Origin of the sequence: Arenimonas sp. SCN 70-307 (assembly GCF_001724815.1) — a bacterium.
In the GTDB taxonomy this organism is placed as follows: domain Bacteria; phylum Pseudomonadota; class Gammaproteobacteria; order Xanthomonadales; family Xanthomonadaceae; genus Arenimonas.
The window spans coordinates 1-16,468 of the sequence record NZ_MEDO01000014.1; the positions used below are offsets into that span (position 1 = coordinate 1).

Annotated in this window: 16 protein-coding genes and 1 riboswitch; of the genes, 14 read left to right on the forward strand and 2 right to left on the reverse strand. The window is 70.0% G+C overall.

Annotation, left to right across the window (positions count from 1 at the left end):
* Window positions 1-159: 159 nt before the first annotated feature.
* On the reverse strand, window positions 160-1,464 hold the full coding sequence (locus tag ABS41_RS06290; protein ID WP_290592026.1) for a porin: 1,305 nt from the start codon (window positions 1,462-1,464) through the stop codon (window positions 160-162).
* Window positions 1,465-1,672: 208 nt separating this feature from the next.
* Here ABS41_RS06290 and pstS point away from each other — a divergent pair, with 208 nt between their 5' ends.
* From pstS to gcvP, 6 genes are all read left to right on the forward strand, one after another.
* A complete protein-coding gene (gene pstS / locus ABS41_RS06295) occupies window positions 1,673-2,740 on the forward strand; it encodes a phosphate ABC transporter substrate-binding protein PstS (RefSeq protein WP_343123829.1) in 1,068 nt (355 codons plus the stop codon).
* Between the two features lie 83 nt (window positions 2,741-2,823).
* A complete protein-coding gene (pstC, locus tag ABS41_RS06300; protein ID WP_290592031.1) occupies window positions 2,824-3,792 on the forward strand; it encodes a phosphate ABC transporter permease subunit PstC in 969 nt (322 codons plus the stop codon).
* Window positions 3,792-4,655, forward strand: a complete 864-nt coding sequence (gene pstA, locus ABS41_RS06305; RefSeq protein WP_290592033.1) for a phosphate ABC transporter permease PstA — start codon at window positions 3,792-3,794, stop codon at window positions 4,653-4,655. The genes pstC and pstA overlap by 1 nt, the downstream gene beginning before the upstream one ends.
* Window positions 4,648-5,472 (forward strand): phosphate ABC transporter ATP-binding protein PstB, encoded by an 825-nt coding sequence (pstB, locus tag ABS41_RS06310; RefSeq protein ID WP_290592035.1) that lies wholly within the window; start codon window positions 4,648-4,650, stop codon window positions 5,470-5,472. Before pstA ends, pstB begins: the two co-directional genes overlap by 8 nt.
* A 9-nt stretch (window positions 5,473-5,481) precedes the next feature.
* On the forward strand, window positions 5,482-6,183 hold the full coding sequence (gene phoU, locus ABS41_RS06315; RefSeq protein ID WP_290592038.1) for a phosphate signaling complex protein PhoU: 702 nt from the start codon (window positions 5,482-5,484) through the stop codon (window positions 6,181-6,183).
* 198 nt (window positions 6,184-6,381) lie between these two features.
* Window positions 6,382-6,481, forward strand: a riboswitch (glycine riboswitch).
* A 42-nt stretch (window positions 6,482-6,523) separates the two neighbouring features.
* Window positions 6,524-9,385 (forward strand): aminomethyl-transferring glycine dehydrogenase, encoded by a 2,862-nt coding sequence (gene gcvP / locus ABS41_RS06320; protein WP_290592040.1) that lies wholly within the window; start codon window positions 6,524-6,526, stop codon window positions 9,383-9,385.
* On the opposite strand, the gene chrA is transcribed toward gcvP, so the two are convergent.
* A complete protein-coding gene (chrA, locus tag ABS41_RS06325) occupies window positions 9,361-10,545 on the reverse strand; it encodes a chromate efflux transporter (RefSeq protein ID WP_290592042.1) in 1,185 nt (394 codons plus the stop codon). The two genes, gcvP and chrA, sit on opposite strands and share 25 nt — an antisense overlap.
* Before the next feature lie 66 nt (window positions 10,546-10,611).
* On the opposite strand from chrA, the gene ABS41_RS06330 reads away from it, so the two are divergent.
* The 8 genes from ABS41_RS06330 (at window position 10,612) to ABS41_RS06365 (ending at window position 16,460) form a co-directional block, all read left to right on the forward strand.
* Window positions 10,612-10,908 carry a metalloregulator ArsR/SmtB family transcription factor gene (locus tag ABS41_RS06330; protein ID WP_290592045.1) on the forward strand — a complete coding sequence of 99 codons (297 nt, stop codon included), beginning with the start codon at window positions 10,612-10,614 and terminating at the stop codon, window positions 10,906-10,908.
* Window positions 10,905-11,906, forward strand: coding sequence for an ArsJ-associated glyceraldehyde-3-phosphate dehydrogenase (locus tag ABS41_RS06335; protein ID WP_290592047.1), 1,002 nt, complete (start codon window positions 10,905-10,907; stop codon window positions 11,904-11,906). The genes ABS41_RS06330 and ABS41_RS06335 overlap by 4 nt, the downstream gene beginning before the upstream one ends.
* The gene (gene arsJ / locus ABS41_RS06340) at window positions 11,903-13,120 is read left to right on the forward strand and encodes an organoarsenical effux MFS transporter ArsJ (protein ID WP_290592049.1); all 1,218 of its coding nucleotides are present in this window, start codon (window positions 11,903-11,905) and stop codon (window positions 13,118-13,120) included. Before ABS41_RS06335 ends, arsJ begins: the two co-directional genes overlap by 4 nt.
* Window positions 13,121-13,218: 98 nt before the next feature.
* Entirely contained in the window at window positions 13,219-13,749 is a 531-nt protein-coding gene (locus tag ABS41_RS06345; RefSeq protein ID WP_290592051.1) for an RNA polymerase sigma factor, read from the forward strand.
* A gap of 50 nt (window positions 13,750-13,799) precedes the next feature.
* Complete coding sequence (locus ABS41_RS06350) at window positions 13,800-14,177, forward strand: hypothetical protein (protein WP_290592053.1); 378 nt, start codon at window positions 13,800-13,802, stop codon at window positions 14,175-14,177.
* A gap of 4 nt (window positions 14,178-14,181) precedes the next feature.
* Window positions 14,182-15,042 (forward strand): DUF692 domain-containing protein, encoded by an 861-nt coding sequence (locus ABS41_RS06355; RefSeq protein ID WP_290592055.1) that lies wholly within the window; start codon window positions 14,182-14,184, stop codon window positions 15,040-15,042.
* The gene (locus tag ABS41_RS06360; RefSeq protein ID WP_290592057.1) at window positions 15,029-15,796 is read left to right on the forward strand and encodes a putative DNA-binding domain-containing protein; all 768 of its coding nucleotides are present in this window, start codon (window positions 15,029-15,031) and stop codon (window positions 15,794-15,796) included. Before ABS41_RS06355 ends, ABS41_RS06360 begins: the two co-directional genes overlap by 14 nt.
* Window positions 15,797-15,806: 10 nt before the next feature.
* Window positions 15,807-16,460 carry a DoxX family protein gene (locus ABS41_RS06365; RefSeq protein WP_290592060.1) on the forward strand — a complete coding sequence of 218 codons (654 nt, stop codon included), beginning with the start codon at window positions 15,807-15,809 and terminating at the stop codon, window positions 16,458-16,460.
* Window positions 16,461-16,468 lie beyond the last annotated feature (8 nt).

The following is a 16,468-nucleotide window of genomic DNA, read 5'->3' on the forward strand; positions in this document are numbered from 1 at the left end:
AAGGTCATCAAACGGGTGGCCTACGGCTACCGCGATGACGCCTACTTCTTCTTGAAGATCCGGGCGGCCTTCCCCGGACTTGGGTGAAGAGCCAAAAAATAGGGGGACGGGTGCAATTTGGTGGAGCCAAATTGCACCCGTCCCCGATTTACCGCCGGATCAGAAGCTGAACTGCGTGCGCACCGCGTACTGGCCGGTCTCGTCGCCGGTCAGCTCGTTGTCGCCCTGGGTGTAGTTGAACATCAGGCGCAGGTTCGGGTTGATGTAGTAATTCACGCCCAGCAGCCAGGACGAAGCCTCGAGGCCGGAGACATCCTTGTTCTCGATCTGGTCGTAGCGCGCGGTCAGCTCCCACAGGCCGGTGTCGGCGACGCGGGGCGAACCAAACACGCCGGTGGCCGGCTTGTAGGCCTTGCGGCCGCCGTTGAGCATCACGCTGCCCTGCAGGTAGAAGGTCTCCACGTCCTGGTCGGGGCCGGCGAGCTGGCCGAACTGGGCGCGCACGTACTCGGACTGGAAGAAGGCGGGGCCGTAGAGGCCGGCGAGCTCGAGGCCGTAGCTGGTGACCTGGTCGCCGCTGATGCCCGGGGTGTTGGCGATGGTCAGCGAGGGGCCGCGGCGGCCGGCGTAGTTGGCCACGGCGCTCAGGTTCGGGGTGCCGGTGGCGGTGTCCTCGTAGCTGTACCAGCCGCCCAGGTGCAGCACTTCCTCGGTACCCATCAGCGGCGCCCAGGTGGCGCGGCCGGAGAAGCCCATGCCCTCGTTGCGCGCGGTGGCGGCGTTGCGCATGTTGAACACGCTGGCGCCCGCGGTCCAGTTCGGGCCGGCGTACAGGTAGCCCAGGCCCTGCTGGAACTGGCGGCCGTTGAACAGGCCGGTGGCCGAAGCGTAGGGACGCTCCATCATCAGGATCTCGTTGGAGCTGGTCAGCTCCTCCATCGAGCGATAGGGCTTGAACTGGCCGATGGTGAGCTTGCCCTTGCCGAAGGACCGGGCGATGAACAGGTCGCGCAGGCCGTCGAGGTTGGTGCCGGCGGCGAAGTCCTGCTCCATCTTGTATTCCCAGCCCAGCGCCGTGCCCGACAGGGTCAGGCGGCCGCGGCGGAATTCGGTCGTGTCGGTCGGGGTGGCGATGTCGTCGTTGAAGGCATAACCGTCGAAGTGGATTCGGCCGCCGACAGACATCGAGAACTGGCCGTCGCCGGAGGTGACCTTCAGGCCGCCCTTGGTCTCGACCTTGGGCTGCACGGTCTGGATGTTCTTGAGCGCCTCGGCGGTGTCGAGGTTCACGGCCGACTGGGCGTCGTCACGCGCCTCGAGCTCCTCGATGCGGCCCATCAGGGCGGCCACCTGGGCCTTGAGTTCGGCCAGCTCCTGCTCGCTGGCCTGCTGGGCATGGGCGGTATCCGGGGCGAAGCCGGTGAGGGCGACCGCGAGCGAAGCGGCCAGGATGGTCAAGCGCATGACATGGACTCCTTGGAGGATGGAAAGCCGTGAAGGGGCCGTTAGCCGGCCGTTAAGCGAGCACAGGCTGCTCCCGTCCCGTGACAGCCAGTTGTGCTTTTGATGACAGCGCGGTGACAGCCCGTCCCCGGCGGCCCGGGCGAACTGTCATACGGGTGTAACGAACAAGCAACAGGCTTGTCACCGGGTCGGCCTGTAATGGCCCGGCATCCGGGGACCCCTCCCGGAAGTCGCACCCAACCACCCGAGGAGTCACCCCGTGCTCAAGTCCCTCAAGCGCAGCCTGGCCACGATCGCCCTGGCCGCCAGCCTCACCACCGCCGCCCAGGCGGCGGAGATCACCGGCGCCGGCGCGTCCTTCGTGTTCCCGACCATGTCCAGGTGGTCGGCGGACTACAACGCCGCCACCGGCCACCGCATCAACTACCAGTCGATCGGCTCGGGCGGCGGCATCGCCCAGATCAAGGCCAACACCGTGGACTTCGGCTCGTCCGACGCCCCGCTCAAGCCCGAGGAGCTGGCCCTGTCCAACCTCGTGCAGTTCCCGTCGGTGATGGGCGGCATCGTGCCGGCCTTCAACGTGCCGGGCATCACCGCCAACCAGCTCAAGCTCGACGGCCCGACCCTGGCCGACATCTACCTGGGCAAGATCACCAAGTGGAACGACCCGGCCATCGTCGCGCTCAACCCGGGCCTGGCCCTGCCGGACCTGCGCATCACCGTCGTGCACCGCTCGGACGGCTCGGGCACCACCTTCAACTTCGTCAACTACCTCTCGAAGGTGTCGCCGGAGTGGAAGCAGAAGGTCGGTGAGGGCACCGCCGTGCGCTGGCCGACCGGCGTGGGCGGCAAGGGCAACGAAGGCGTGACCGCCTACGTCAAGCAGATCCGCGGCGGCATCGGCTACATCGAGCTGTCGTACGCGCTGACCAACAAGGTCGCCTATGCCCAGATGAAGAACGCCGCGGGCAACTACGTGCAGGCTTCCAACGCCTCGATCCAGGCCGCGGCCGCCAGCGCCGAGTGGGGCAAGGCCAAGGACTTCTTCCTGGTCGTGACCGACGCCCCGGGCGCCGATTCCTGGCCGATCGCCGCCACCAACTTCATCCTGATGTCCAAGCGCCCGAAGAACGCCGAGGGCAACCGCCAGGCCCGCGAGTTCTTCACCTGGGTCTACGCCAACGGCGACGAGTCGGCCACGCAGCTGGGCTACGTGCCGCTGCCGGACGCGCTGGTCGAGCAGATCAAGGCCTACTGGGCCGCGAACCTGAAGTAAGGTAATTCCCGAACCGGGTCCGCGCGCCCCACCGGCGCGCGGGCCTTTTTCCGACGCAGGCACCCCAGAAGAGAGCGCCGCGCATGCAAGCCACTTCCGCCCCGAGCCCCGCCGAACGATCGCATCGCCTCGATGCCTTCGCCGACTGGTTCTTCCGCAACCTCGTCACCATCGCCGGCTGGTTCGTGCTGCTCGCGCTGGGCCTGGCCGCGCTGTCGATGGCCTGGGGCGGCCGCGAAGCCTTCATGGCCTTCGGCCCGGGCTTCCTCACCTCGACCGCCTGGAACCCCGTCACCGAGGAATACGGCGCCGCCGTGGCGATCTACGGCACCGTCGTCAGCACCATCATCGCCATGATCATCGCGGTGCCGGTCAGTTTCGGCATCGCCCTGTTCCTCACCGAGGTCGCACCGGCCTGGATCCGCCGCCCGCTGGGCACGGCGATCGAGCTGCTCGCGGGCATCCCCTCGATCATCTACGGCATGTGGGGCCTGTTCGTGCTGGCGCCCTTCCTGTCCAACCACGTCTACCCGTGGGTCGACGCGAACCTGGGCCAGATCCCCCTGGTGGGCATGCTCTTCGCCGGCCCGCCGCTGGGCATCGGCATGCTCACCGCCGGCATCGTGCTGGCGATCATGGTCATCCCCTTCATCTCCTCGGTGATGCGCGACGTCTTCATGACCGTGCCCAACCGCCTGAAGGAATCGGCCTACGCGCTGGGCTCGACCACCTTCGAGGTGGTCTGGGACATCGTGCTGCCCTACACCCGCTCGGCCGTGATCGGCGGCATCTTCCTGGGCATGGGCCGCGCGCTCGGCGAGACGATGGCCGTCACCTTCGTGCTGGGCAACTCGCACAACATCCACGCCTCGCTGCTGATGCCGGGCAACTCGATCGCTGCGTCCATCGCCAACGAGTTCGCCGAGGCCACGACGCCGATGTACCAGTCGGCCCTGCTGGCCCTGGGCTTCGTGCTGTTCATCGTCACCTTCGTGGTCCTGGCCATCGCCAAGCTCATGCTCATGCAGCTGGCCAAGCGGGAGGGCAACTGATGACCGCCATGGCCGACCGCCTGTATTTCCGTCGCCGCCTGGTCAACGCGGTGTCGCTGGTGCTCTCGGGCGCCGCCACCCTGTTCGGCCTGTTCTGGCTGGTGTGGATCCTCTGGGTGACCATCAGCAAGGGCATCGACGCGATGAGCCTGCACCTGTTCACCGAGATGACCCCGCCCCCGGGCCAGGACACCGGCGGCCTGAAGAACGCCATCGTCGGTTCGCTGATGCTCAGTTCGCTGGCGGTGGCGATGGGCGCCCCGGTGGGCATCGCCGCGGGCACCTTCCTGAGCGAGTACGCCCGGGCGCGCAAGATCGGCGAGGTGATCCGCTTCGTCAACGACATCCTGCTCTCGGCGCCGTCGATCGTGCTGGGCCTGTTCGTCTACACCCTGGTCGTGCGCACCACCGGCACTTTCTCCGGCTACGCGGGCTCGATCGCGATGGCCTTCATCGTGCTGCCGGTGGTGGTGCGCACCACCGACGAGATGCTGCGCCTGGTGCCCAGCCAGATGCGCGAGGCGGCGCTGTCGCTGGGCATCCCGCAGTGGAAGGTGACCACGCAGATTCTCTACCGCGCCGCCCTGCCCGGTATCGTCACCGGCGTGCTGCTGGCGCTGGCGCGCATCGCCGGCGAAACCGCGCCGCTGCTGTTCACGGCCTTCAACAACCAGTACTGGAGCACCGACATGGGCGGCGCCATGCCGAACCTGCCGGTGACCATCTTCCAGTTCGCCATGAGCCCCTTCGCCTACTGGAACCAGCTGGCCTGGGCCGGCGCCTTCCTGATCACCCTGTTCGTGCTGGCCGTCTCGCTCATCGCCCGCACCCTCCTGCTGCGCAAGAAGACCGACCATGACTGACGCCCCGATCACCTTCGCCACCGCCGTCCGCAGCGCGCCCACCGGGGCCGAGGCGGCGCGGACGCCGGTCAAGCTCGCCGCGCGCAACCTCGCCTTCCACTACGGCGACTTCACCGCGCTCAAGGACATCAACCTCGACGTGCCGCAGAACAAGGTGACCGCGCTGATCGGCCCCTCGGGCTGCGGCAAGTCCACCCTGCTGCGCATCTTCAACCGCATCTACTCGATCTACCCGGGCCAGCGCGCCTCGGGCCAGGTGCTGCTCGACGGCGAGGACGTGCTCGACCCGAAGTACCCGCTCAACCGCCTGCGCAGCAAGATCGGCATGGTGTTCCAGAAGCCGGTGCCGTTCCCGATGTCGATCTACGACAACATCGCCTACGGCATCGGCCACTACGAGAAGCTCTCGAAGGCCGACATGGCCGACCGCGTCGAGGAAGCGCTGCGCCAGGCGGCGCTGTGGGACGAGGTGAAGGACAAGCTGCGCCAGAGCGCCCTGGGCCTGTCGGGCGGCCAGCAGCAGCGCCTGTGCATCGCCCGCGCCGTGGCGCTCAAGCCGCAGGTGATCCTGTTCGACGAGCCGACCTCGGCGCTCGACCCGATCGCCACCGGCAAGATCGAGCAGCTCTTCGCCGAGCTCAAGCAGCAGTTCACGATCCTGATCGTCACCCACAACATGCAGCAGGCGGCGCGCTGCTCCGACTTCACCGCCTTCATGTACCTGGGCGAGCTGATCGAACACGGCGCCACGAGCACCATCTTCACCAAGCCGACCAAGCAGCAGACCGAAGACTACATCACCGGCCGTTTCGGCTAAGGAACCCCCATGCCCTCCTCCAACGACCATATCGTCAAGAGCTACGACAACGAGCTCAAGCGCCTCGACGGCGAGATCCAGCGCATGGGCGAGATCGCCGTGGCCCAGCTCGACGCCGCCATCGACGCGCTCCAGCGCCGCGACACCCAGGCCGCGATGCGCGTGGTGGCCAACGACGAGGCCATCGACGCGCTCGAGCATGAAGTCAGCCACGACGTGCTGCGCCTGCTGGCCTTGCGCCAGCCCATGGCCCGCGACCTGCGCGAGGTGTACGCGGCCCTGCGCATCTCCTCGGACATCGAGCGCATCGGCGACTACGCCGCCAACGTCGCCAAGCGCAGCATGGTGCTCAACCAGAGCGCGCCGGTCACCGTCGCCCACGGCCTGCCGGCCCTGGCCCGCCTGGCCAACAACCTGGTCACCGAAGCCCTGGCCGCCTACCGCCTGCGCGACGCCGACAAGGCCCTGCACGTGCGCGGCCGCGACGCCGAGCTCGACGCCGAGTACACCGGCCTGTTCCGCGAGCTGCTGACCTACATGGCCGAGGACCCCCGCCAGATCACGGCCTGCACCCACCTGCTGTTCATCGCCAAGAACATCGAGCGCATCGGCGACCACGCCACCAACATCGCCGAGAACACCTGGTTCCTGGTGCACGGCGAGCTGCCGGAAGGCGACCGGGCCAAGGCCGACCTGACCTCGTCCTCCTGAAGGGCGACGGAGCTGGTTTTTGGGCCCGGTCCGGGCCCGAAGGGCCGGACCGGGCCCAAAAACCAGCTCCGTCCCCTGCCTTTCACGCCTCCAACGGGTAGAATGGTAGCGCTCGATGCGCGGAGCGGGAGAGGCTGGCCACGGCCAGCGCCGAAGGCGTAACGCCCGTAATCGCTCAGGACCCCGAACCGCCTCCGCGCGAGCGACTCTGGAGAGACCGGAACCAGCCGGCGCCGAAGGGGCATGGCCGCAGGGATTGCGGGCCAAAACTCTCAGGCAAAAGGACAGAGGGGCACCCCCGTGCGGGTTCGCACGGCCCCTCCCCATGTCCGGATCCGCCATGAATCGCGACAGCCTGCGCCAGCTCGAGAACCACGACGCCTTCCTCGAACGCCATATCGGCCCCAACGACGCCGAGATCGCGCACATGCTGCGCGTGGTCGGCCACGACTCGCTCGATGCGCTCACCGACGCCATCGTGCCGGCCGGCATCAAGTCCGCCGCCCCGCTGGCCCTGCCCGCGCCGGTGACCGAGGTCGAGGCCCTGGCCAAGATCCGCGCCGTCGCCTCGAAGAACAAGGTCCTGCGCAGCTTCATCGGCCAGGGCTACTACGGCACCCACACGCCGAACGTCATCCTGCGCAACATCCTCGAGAACCCGGCCTGGTACACGGCCTACACGCCCTACCAGGCGGAGATCTCCCAGGGCCGCATGGAAGCGCTGATCAACTTCCAGACGATGTGCGCCGACCTGACCGGCATGGAGATCGCCAACGCCTCCCTGCTCGACGAGGCCACCGCGGCGGCCGAGGCCATGACGCTGGCCAAGCGCTCGGGCAAGAGCAAGTCCAACCTCTTCGCCGTCTCCGCCGGCGTGCACCCGCAGACGCTGGAGGTGCTGCGCACCCGCGCCGAGCCGATGGGCATCGAGCTGGCCGTGCTGGCCGACGCCGAACTCGCCGCCGCCGACGCCTTCGGCGTGCTGCTGCAGTACCCCGACACCTTCGGCCAGGCCGGCGACTACCGCGCCGTCGCCGAGGCCGTGCATGCCCGCGGCGGCCTGGTCTGCGTGGCCACCGACCTGCTGGCGCTCACCCTGCTCACCCCGCCGGGCGAGTGGGGCGCCGACATCGTGGTGGGCAACACCCAGCGCTTCGGCGTGCCCTTCGGCTTCGGCGGCCCGCACGCGGCCTTCATGGCCTGCCGCGACGCCTTCAAGCGCTCGATGCCGGGCCGCCTGATCGGCGTGTCCATCGACGCCGAGGGCAACCCGGCCTACCGCCTCACCCTGCAGACCCGCGAGCAGCACATCCGCCGCGAGAAGGCCACCTCCAACATCTGCACCGCGCAGGTGCTGCTGGCGGTGATGGCCTCGATGTACGCGGTCTACCACGGCCCGGACGGCCTGCGCCGCATCGCCGCCCGCACCCACCGCCTGGCCGCCATCCTCGCCACGGCGCTGCGCCAGGCCGGCGTCGAGGTGGGCAAGGACTTCTTCGACACCCTGCTCGTCTCCGGCGTGGATGCCGACGCCGTGCATGCCAGGGCCGTCGCGGCCGGCATGAACCTGCGCCGCATCGACGGCCGTCGCCTCGGCATCAGCCTCGACGAGACCACCACCCGCGAGGACGTGGTGGCGCTGGCCGGCCTGTTCGGCGCGCGCATCGACGACATCGACGCGCTCGACGCCGCCACCGCCGACGCCCTGCCCGCCGGCCTGGTGCGCCGGTCGCAGTTCATGCAGCACCCGGTGTTCAACACCCACCACAGCGAGCACGAACTGCTGCGCTACATGCGCTCGCTGGCCGACAAGGACCTGGCGATGGATCGCACCATGATCCCGCTGGGCAGCTGCACCATGAAGCTCAACGCCACCGCCGAGATGATCCCGGTGACCTGGCCCGAGTTCGGCAACCTGCACCCGCTGGCCCCGGCCGACCAGGCCGCCGGCTACCGCGAACTGATCGAAACGCTCGAGGCCATGCTGGTCGAATGCACCGGCTACGACGCCGTCAGCCTGCAGCCCAACTCCGGCGCCCAGGGCGAGTACGCCGGCCTGCTGGCCATCCGCGCCTACCACCGCAGCCGCGGCGAGGGCCATCGCGACATCTGCCTGATCCCCGACTCGGCCCACGGCACCAACCCGGCCAGCGCGCAGATGTGCGGCATGACCGTGGTGGTCACCAAGACCGACGCCAACGGCAACGTGGACGTGGAGGACCTGCGCCGCGCCGCCGAGAAGTATTCCGACCGCCTGGCCGCGCTGATGGTCACCTACCCGTCCACGCACGGCGTGTTCGAGGAGGACATCGTCGAGATCTGCGAGATCGTGCACCGGCACGGCGGCCAGGTGTACACCGACGGCGCCAACATGAACGCCCTGGTCGGCGTGGCCAAGCCCGGCAAGTGGGGCTCGGACGTCTCGCACCTCAACCTGCACAAGACCTTCTGCATCCCGCACGGCGGCGGCGGCCCGGGCGTGGGCCCCTGCGCGGTGAAGTCGCACCTGGCGCCCTTCCTGCCGCGCACCTTCGGTGGCGAGGGCGACGTGGGCATGGTCAGCGCCGCCAGCTTCGGCAGCGCCTCGATCCTGCCGATCAGCTGGATGTACATCGTGATGATGGGCGCCGAGGGCCTGCGCAAGGCCACCCAGGTGGCCCTGCTCAACGCCAACTACATCGCCACGCGCCTGGCGCCGCACTACAAGACGCTCTACACCGGCCGCAACGGTCTGGTGGCGCACGAGTGCATCCTCGACCTGCGCCCGCTCAAGGACGCCACCGGCATCAGCGCCGAGGACGTGGCCAAGCGCCTGATCGACTTCGGCTTCCACGCGCCGACCCTGAGCTTCCCGGTCGCCGGCACGCTGATGGTCGAGCCGACCGAGAGCGAATCGCTGCACGAGCTCGACCGCTTCATCGACGCGATGATCCAGATCCGCGACGAGATCCGCGCCATCGAGGAAGGCAAGCTCGACCGCGAGGACAACCCGCTCAAGCACGCGCCGCACACCGCCAACGTGGTGTCGGCCAGCGAGTGGACCCGCGCCTACCCGCGCGAACTGGCGGCTTTCCCGCTGGCCAGCCTGCGCCGCCAGAAGTACTGGCCGCCGGTGGCGCGCGTGGACAACGTCTACGGCGACAAGAACGTGATGTGCGCCTGCATCCCGGTCGACGCCTACAAGGAGCCGGCGGAGGCCTGAACCGCGACGGTGGTGGCCACGATCGCGGCCACCACCCACGGCAGGTTCACCCGCTTCCACAGCAGCGCCGCCAGGGCGCCCAGCGCGATGGCCACGTCGGCCGGGCCCTGCAGCCCGGCCGGCGCGACGGTGCCGGCCAGGGCCGCCGCCAGCAGGCCCACCACGACCGCATTGATGCCGGCGATGGCCGGCGAGGCCCCGCGCAGCCGCGCCAGGCCGCCCCACAGCGGCAGCAGCGCCGCCACCAGCAGCAGGCCCGGCAGGAACATCGCCAGCAGCGCGATCGCCGCGCCCAGCGCCGGCGCGTCGCCGGTGGGCGCCAGCGCGCCGAGGTAGGCCGCGAGCGAGAACATCGGACCCGGCAGCACCTGCGCCGCGCCGTAGCCGGCCAGGAAGTCGTCGCGCGCCAGCCAGCCGCTGGCCACGGTGGACTGCTCGAGCAGGGGCAGCACCACGTGGCCGCCGCCGAAGACCAGCGCGCCGGCCTCGTAGAAGGCCGCGGCGAGCGACAGCGGCGTGGCCTCGCCGCCCGCCAGCAACAGCGCCGCCACCAGCAGGGCGGCGAACAGCGACAGCAACACGAGGCCTGCGCCACGCCCGTGCCGGACCGCCAGCCCCGCGACCGGCAGCGCCGGCACGTGGCGGCACAGCACCAGGCCGAGCAGGCCGCCTGCAGCGATCAGCGCCAGCTGCAGCCAGGCGGCGCCCGAGAACGTCATCGCCGCGAAGGCCAGCACGCCCAGCAGCGCCCGCGGGCCGTCGGGCACCAGGCTGCGCGCCATGCCCCACAGGCCGTGCGCGACCACCACCACCGCCACCAGCTTCAGGCCGTGCACCACCGATTGCGCCAGCGGGCCATCGAGCCGCGGCGCCAGCAGCGCCAGGCCCAGCATCAGCAGCGCCGACGGCAGCGTGAAGCCCAGGAACGCCGCCACGCCGCCGCGCCAGCCGCCGCGCAGCAGGCCCACTGCGAAGCCCAGCTGGCTGCTGGCGGGCCCGGGCAGCGCCTGGCAGATCGCCAGCAGCTGCGCGTACTCCTCCTCCGACAGCCAGCGCCGGCGGACGACGAATTCCTCGCGGAAATAGCCCAGGTGGGCGATCGGGCCGCCGAAGCTGGTGAGGCCCAGGCGCAGGAAGACCAGGAAGATCCGAAGGTGCATGGACAAAGTCTAGCCGGCGCGCGCGGCTGCCATGTTTCCGTCACACGTTTCGACTATTCTGGAAGCATGAAAACGAAGCAGGCCCTCGACGCCCTCTCTGCCCTGGCCCAGCCGCACCGGCTCGCGGTGCACCGCTGGCTGGTCGGGCGCGCCCCGGAAGGCGCCTTCGCCGGCGAGATCGCCGAGCACCTCGGACTGCCCGCCGCCACCCTGTCCTTCCACCTCAAGGCCCTGCAGGCCGCCGGCCTGGTGCGGGCCGAGCCCGAGGGCCGCCATATCCGCTACCGCGCCGCGCTCGACACCGTACGCGGCCTGGTGGCCTACCTCACCGAAAACTGCTGCGGCGGAAAACCCTGCTCATGACCCTTCGAATCGGCATCAACGGCTTCGGCCGCATCGGACGACTGGCGCTGCGCGCCGCCTTCGGTTGGAAGGACGTGCAGTTCGTGCACGTCAACGACCCGGCCGGCGATGCCGCCACCCTCGCCCACCTGCTCAATTTCGATTCCGTGCACGGGCGCTGGACGCACGAGGCCCACCACGACGGCGAGGCCATGCTCATCGACGGCCAGCGCATCCCGGTGACGCGCAACAAGGCCATCGCCGACACCGACTGGTCGGGCTGCGACGTGGTCATCGAAGCCAGCGGCAAGATGAAGACCACCGCCGCGCTGCAGGCCTACCTCGACCAGGGCGTCAAGCGCGTGGTCGTGACCGCGCCGGTGAAGGAGGCCGGCGTGCTCAACGTGGTGATGGGCGTCAACGACCATCTCTACGATCCGGCCAGGCACCGCATCGTCACCGCCGCCAGCTGCACCACCAACTGCCTGGCGCCCATCGTCAAGGTGATCCACGAAGGCCTGGGCATCCGCCACGGCTCGATCACCACCGTGCACGACCTCACCAACACCCAGTCCATCCTCGACCAGCCGCACAAGGACCTGCGCCGCGCCCGCGCCTGCGGCATGAGCCTGATCCCCACCACCACCGGCTCGGCCACCGCCATCACCGAGATCTTCCCCGAGCTCAAGGGCCGCCTGAACGGCCACGCGGTGCGCGTGCCGCTGGCCAATGCCTCGCTCACCGACGCGGTGTTCGAAGTGCAGCGCGAGACCACCGTCGAGGAGGTCAATGCGCTGCTCAAGGCCGCCGCCGACGGTCCGCTCAAGGGCATCCTGGGCTTCGAGACGCGGCCGCTGGTGTCGATCGACTACCGCACCGACCCGCGCAGCAGCATCGTCGATGCCGCGTTCACGATGGTCGTCGCCGGCACCCAGGTGAAGGTCTTCGCCTGGTACGACAACGAGTGGGGCTACGCCAACCGCACCGTCGAACTGGCGCGCAAGGTGGGCCTCGCGTGAGCTCCGCCGTCCGCCAGTACCTGCTGGTGACGGGCAACTACTGGGCCTTCACCCTCACCGACGGCGCCCTGCGCATGCTGGTGGTGCTGCACTTCCACCAGCTGGGCTACACGCCGCTGCAGGTGGCGATGCTGTTCGTGTTCTACGAGTTCTTCGGCGTGGTCACCAACCTCGTCGGCGGCTGGCTGGGCGCGCGCCTGGGCCTGAACCGCACGATGAACATCGGCCTCGTGCTGCAGGTGGGCGCGCTGGCCATGCTGGCGGTGCCGGCGGCGATGCTCACCGTGCCCTGGGTGATGGCCGCGCAGGCGCTCAGCGGCATCGCCAAGGACCTCAACAAGATGAGCGCCAAGGGCAGCCTCAAGGCCCTGGTGCCCGACGACGCCCAGGGCCGGCTCTACCGCTGGGTCGCCCTGCTCACCGGCTCGAAGAACGCGCTCAAGGGCGTGGGTTTTTTCCTCGGCGCGCTGCTGCTGGCCACGCTGGGTTTCGACGGCGCGGTGCTGGCCATGGCCGGTGCGCTGGCGCTGGTGTGGGTCGGCAGCCTGGTGTTACTGCAGGCCGACCTGGGCAAGGCCAAGGCCAAGCCGAAGTTCCGCGAACTGCTGTCCAAGAGCGCGGCCATCAACCGGCTCTCGGCGGCGCGCCTGTTCCTGTTCGGCGCCCGCGACGTGTGGTTCGTGGTGGCGCTGCCGGTGTTCCTGGCCGAAGCGCTGGGCTGGCAGCATGCGCATATCGGCGCCTTCCTGGCACTGTGGATCATCGGCTACGGCGCGGTGCAGGCGGCGGCGCCCGCCATCACCGGCCTGCGCCGCCGGGCCCTGCCCGACGGCCGCGATGCCTTCGGCTGGGCGCTCCCGCTGGTCGCCCTGGCCGCCGGCATGGCGGCGGCGCTCTGGGCAGGCTGGCCGGCGCAGGCGGTGCTCGTGTCGGGGCTGCTGGCCTTCGGCGTGCTGTTCGCGCTCAATTCGGCCCTGCACAGCTACCTGATCGTCAGCTACGCCCGCGAGGACGGCGTGTCGCTGGACGTGGGCTTCTACTACATGGCCAACGCCGGCGGGCGCCTGCTGGGCACCCTGCTTTCGGGCGCCATCTACCAGGCCTGGGGCCTGGCCGCCTGCCTGGCGGCCTCGTCGCTGATGCTGGCGCTGGCCGCGATGGTGTCCCTGGCCCTGCCCCGGCACGCCTCCGGCACCGGGCCGGCGCGAAACTAAACGCGGGCTGAACGCTTCGCGGGGGCCGCGCACCCTTCGCCGCCCCGCCGGCCACTTGAGGGGGTATGACCACTTCGTTGGCCCGACGCCCGGCAACCATGGCCCCGACCCCTCCTCCCGCCCCCGCCTGGGGCGCCGACCTGCAAGCCGCCCGCGCCGGCGACTGCGCGGCGCTCGAGCGCGTGCTGGCGCGCTCGCGCCAGGACCTGCGCCGCTACGCCGAGCACCACTGCGTGGTGAACGACGTCGAAGACGCGGTGCAGGAGTCGCTGTTCACCGCCTCGCGCCGGCTGGCCGACCTGCGCCAGCTCGAATCCTTCACGTCCTGGCTGTTCCGCATCGTCAAGCGCGAGTGCAACCGCATGAAGCGCGGCTGGCGACGGCTGCTACAGGAACAGGTCACCGAGGACATCGCCGCGCCCTGCGCATTGCTCGGCAACGACCTGTCGCGCGACGTGGCGGCCGCGCTCGAGTCGCTGCCCGCGCACTACCGCGAGGTGGTGCTGCTGCGCGACATCGAGGGACTGACCATCAGCGAGCTGGCCGCGCACCTCGGCCTGACCCGCGAGGCCACCAAGGCCCGCCTGCACCGCGCGCGTGCGCTGGCCCGCGAATACCTGCACGATTAACCACCGCGGGGCGACCCGCACCCACGCAACATCCCTGGAGGGAGCAAACCATGTCCAAGAAAACCCTGAAACCCGTCGTCCTGGCCGCCGGCGCCGTCATGCTCGGCTCGATGGCCCTGGCCGGCACGAGCTTCGCCATGGACAGCCTGTCGCAGGGCTACCTGCTGGCGGCCGGCGACGCCAAGGCCGAGGAAGGCAAGTGTGGCGAAGGCAAGTGCGGCGAGCACAAGGATGGCGAAGGCAAGTGCGGCGAGGGCAAGTGCGGCGAGCATAAGGCCGGCGAGCACAAGGACGGCGAAGGCAAGTGCGGCGAGGGCAAGTGCGGCGAGCACAAGGCCGACGAGGCCAAGGCCGGCGGAGCCAAGGACGCCGAGGGCAAGTGCGGCGAAGGCAAGTGTGGCGAAGGCAAGTGCGGCGGCCAGGGCTGACGCGGTGAATCCGGCTGCGCGCCCGCTCCCATCGACGGCGGCCGGCCTCGGCCTGCGGCGGGCCCTCCTGGGCCCGCTGCGGGACGCGGCGCCGGGCGACTTCGATTTCCTCGAGTGCGCGCCGGACAACTGGATCGGCGTGGGCGGACGCTTCGGCGCCGCCCTGCGCGAGCTCAGTGCGCGGCATCCGCTGGTTTGCCACGGCCTGTCGCTGTCGCTCGGCGCCACCGATCCGCTCGACGATACCTACCTGGCGCGCCTGCGCCGATTCCTGGACGAACATCGCGTACCGCTGTTCAGCGAGCACCTGAGCTACTGCAGCGACGGCGGCCAGCTCTACGACCTGCTGCCCATCCCCTTCACCGAGGAAGCGGTGCGGCATGTCTCGTCCCGCATCCGGCGGGTGCAGGACGCGCTGGGCCGGCGCATCGCGGTCGAGAACATCAGCTACTACGCCGCGCCGTACCAGGCGATGGCCGAGATCGACTTCGTCACGGCGGTGCTCGAAGAGGCCGACTGCGACCTGCTGCTCGACGTCAACAACGTCTTCGTCAACGCGGTCAACCACCGCTACGACCCGCATGAATTCCTGCACCGCCTGCCCGGCGCGCGCATCGCCTATTTCCACATCGCCGGCCATTACGACGAAGCCGACGACCTGAAGGTGGACACCCACGGCGCGCCGGTGAAACCCGACGTGTTCGCCCTGCTCGACGCCGCCTGCGCACGCTTCGGCCCGCGGCCCACCCTGCTCGAACGCGACTTCAACATCCCGCCCTACGCCGAGCTCGTGGCCGAGCTGGGGCAAGTGCGCGAGGTGCTGGCGCGGCACGCGCCGGCGGCGAACCAGCATGCCCGCGCCTGAGCAACTCGCCGCGCAGCAGGCCCGCCTGGCCGCGCACGTGCGCGACCCGGACGGCGAAGCGCCGCCGCCGGGCATCGAGGAGCGCCGGCTGCAGGTTTACCGCGACCTGTTCTTCAACAGCGTGCGCGGCATCCTTTCCAGCAACTTCCCGGTGTTGCGCCAGATCCTCGGCGAGCCGGCCTGGCCGGAGCTGCTGCGCGCCTTCTACCGCGACCACCGCAGCGCGACGCCGCTGTTCCCGGAGCTGCCGCGCGAGTTCCTGCAGTACCTGCAGGCCCGCGCCGAGGCCGGTGCCGGCGATCCGCCGTGGTGGCTGGAACTGGCGCATTACGAATGGGTGGAACTGGCGCTGGACCTGAGCGAGGAGCGCGACGAGGACGTGCCGCACGACCCCGCCGGCGACCTGCTCGCCGGCGTGCCCGCGGCTTCGCCGCTGGCCTGGCCGCTTGCCTACGCCTGGCCCGTGCACCAGCTCGCGCCGGGGCGCGTGCCGGAAACGCCGCCGGCCGCGCCCACGCTGCTGCTGGTGCGGCGCGACGCGGGGTTCAACGTCCGCTTCCACGCGCTCAGTCCGCTGACTTTCCGGCTCCTGCAGCGGCTTTCAGAGGCGCCCGGCCTGAGCGGTCGCGAGCAGTTGCTCGCCCTGGCCGCCGAAGCCAACGCCCCCGACCCCGAGGCCTTCGTCGCCGACGGCCAACGCATGCTCGCCCAGCTTCGCCACGACGGCGTGCTGCTGGGCACCCTGACGGACTGAGGAAACCACGATGGACAAGTCACCCACCGGGCTCTGGCTCGGACTCACCGAACGCCTCGAAGGCAGCGGGCGCTGGCTGGCACCGCTGGGCCTGCGCCTGCTGCTGGCCTGGGAGTTCTGGGAAGCCGGCATGCAGAAGTTGCGCGGCGAGAACTGGTTCGCCGCCATCCAGGACAAGTTCCCGCCGCCGCTGGACGTGCTGCCGGTGGGATTGAGCTGGCAGCTGGCCACCTGGGCCGAGCTGGTCGGCGCGGTGGCGCTGCTGCTGGGCCTGGGCACGCGACTGTTCGCCTTCGTGCTGCTGGTGCTCACCGCGGTGGCCACGTTTTCGGTGCACTGGCCGGCCGACTGGGCCAGCCTGCAGGAGCTGTGGCGCGGCTACGCGATCAGCGACAAGGGCTTTGGCAACTTCAAGCTGCCGCTGTTGTTCGCGGCCATGCTGCTGCCGCTGGTCTTCCACGGCGCGGGACGACTGAGCCTGGATGCGCTGCTCGCCGCCGGCAACGACGCGCTGCCCGAGCGGCCGCTGGCCGACCCCGTCGCCTGGGCCCTGGGCCTGGCCGTGCTGGGCCTGCCTGCGCTGCTGCTGGTGCCGGCCGTCGGCCTCGTGCTGCTGGCGCTGTCGGTGCTGCTGCTCGTCGCACGGAGACTGTTGGCCACCTGAGGCCTGTT

What these genes read in the sequence shown, in the direction of transcription:
- pstA (WP_290592033.1), top strand. Translation starts at nt 3,792, where the DNA reads ATGACCGCCATGGCCGACCGCCTGTATTTCCGTCGCCGCCTGGTCAAC.
- ABS41_RS06350 (WP_290592053.1), top strand. Translation starts at nt 13,800, where the DNA reads ATGTCCAAGAAAACCCTGAAACCCGTCGTCCTGGCCGCCGGCGCCGTC.
- ABS41_RS06365 (WP_290592060.1), top strand. Translation starts at nt 15,807, where the DNA reads ATGGACAAGTCACCCACCGGGCTCTGGCTCGGACTCACCGAACGCCTC.
- ABS41_RS06335 (WP_290592047.1), top strand. Translation starts at nt 10,905, where the DNA reads ATGACCCTTCGAATCGGCATCAACGGCTTCGGCCGCATCGGACGACTG.
- ABS41_RS06360 (WP_290592057.1), top strand. Translation starts at nt 15,029, where the DNA reads ATGCCCGCGCCTGAGCAACTCGCCGCGCAGCAGGCCCGCCTGGCCGCG.
- ABS41_RS06345 (WP_290592051.1), top strand. Translation starts at nt 13,219, where the DNA reads ATGGCCCCGACCCCTCCTCCCGCCCCCGCCTGGGGCGCCGACCTGCAA.
- chrA (WP_290592042.1), bottom strand. Translation starts at nt 10,545, where the DNA reads ATGCACCTTCGGATCTTCCTGGTCTTCCTGCGCCTGGGCCTCACCAGC.
- ABS41_RS06330 (WP_290592045.1), top strand. Translation starts at nt 10,612, where the DNA reads ATGAAAACGAAGCAGGCCCTCGACGCCCTCTCTGCCCTGGCCCAGCCG.
- ABS41_RS06290 (WP_290592026.1), bottom strand. Translation starts at nt 1,464, where the DNA reads ATGCGCTTGACCATCCTGGCCGCTTCGCTCGCGGTCGCCCTCACCGGC.
- pstC (WP_290592031.1), top strand. Translation starts at nt 2,824, where the DNA reads ATGCAAGCCACTTCCGCCCCGAGCCCCGCCGAACGATCGCATCGCCTC.
- pstB (WP_290592035.1), top strand. Translation starts at nt 4,648, where the DNA reads ATGACTGACGCCCCGATCACCTTCGCCACCGCCGTCCGCAGCGCGCCC.
- phoU (WP_290592038.1), top strand. Translation starts at nt 5,482, where the DNA reads ATGCCCTCCTCCAACGACCATATCGTCAAGAGCTACGACAACGAGCTC.
- gcvP (WP_290592040.1), top strand. Translation starts at nt 6,524, where the DNA reads ATGAATCGCGACAGCCTGCGCCAGCTCGAGAACCACGACGCCTTCCTC.